Here is a 1,082-nt window from a genome sequence, read left to right on the forward strand (position 1 = left end):
AATCTTCTAGTAGATATATGAAAGCACGCCCTGAGCATGATGCATGTTTAAGCTGTGCATTGTGTTCGAGCTTCAAGTACCAAGGTCCGGTTTACGTACTCTTCTGCCGTTTAATTACTAATGATTGAACGGCAGCTTCCGGCCTTGAGTTCAATCAATGGGCGCAACACATCGGTTAAATTTCTGTGCTGGTGTTTCATAGTCTAACGTTTTTCTTGGTCTTTCGTTAAGTTGTCTCGCTACACTGCTAAGTTTTTGTTGGCTGTGGACTGATAAGTCGGTACTTTTTGGAAAATACTGCCGTAATAATCGATTGGTGTTTTCATTGGAACCACGTTGCCACGGTGAGTAAGGATCACAAAGATAGACTTTTATATCAGTGGCTAGAGTGAATTGTTTGTGATCTTTTATTTCTCTCCCTCTGTCCCAAGTTAGAGATTTATATAGTTCCTTAGGTAGTTTTTGAGCGTGTTTGATAAGAGCAGCAATCACGGTCGACGTTTTACTATCATCCACTTTTACCAGCATTACGAATCGAGAGTGCCTCTCTACTAGTGTTGCTATGTAACTGTTGTTAGAGCCACATATAAGGTCGCCTTCCCAGTGACCAGGTATCGCTCTATCTTCAACTGATGCAGGTCGCTCACTTATAGAAACGGCGTCAGGAATTTTTCCTAGACCTAACCTTTTCAGTGAAGATTGACGCGACTTGCGAACCACTCTTTTTGACCGCAAACACTTTTGCAGCTCTTTCTTTAGAGCGCCTCGCGTCTGAATGAAGAGTGTTTTATAGATGGTTTCGTGAGACACGTACATTTCCTGATTATCGGGGTATTGTCGCTTTAACCAACCCGCAATTTGTTGTGGCGACCATGCCCTTTTAAGCTTAACGGCTATCAGTTTACATAACTCTGGGGATCCAATTAACTTACATGGCTTGGGTCTCAATGCTTCATCCCATGCTCGTTGTTCAGCTTTTACGGTGCATGTTCCGGCCCATTCCGATCACCCATTTCGGTTCAATCCGATCACTGATTTCGGTCTAATCCGATCGCCTATTTCGGAGTTATCCGATCAAAAAT

General features: G+C 43.1%; 1 pseudogene. It reads right to left on the minus strand.

Features of this window, described 5'->3' with window-relative positions:
* Window positions 1-150 precede the first annotated feature (150 nt).
* Window positions 151-978, minus strand: a pseudogene (locus BIZ39_RS21970) (IS30 family transposase); the annotation flags it as partial.
* Window positions 979-1,082 lie beyond the last annotated feature (104 nt).

Origin of the sequence: Alteromonas sp. BZK5, assembly GCF_014349115.1 — a bacterium.
Classification (GTDB): Bacteria; Pseudomonadota; Gammaproteobacteria; order Enterobacterales; family Alteromonadaceae; genus Alteromonas; species Alteromonas macleodii.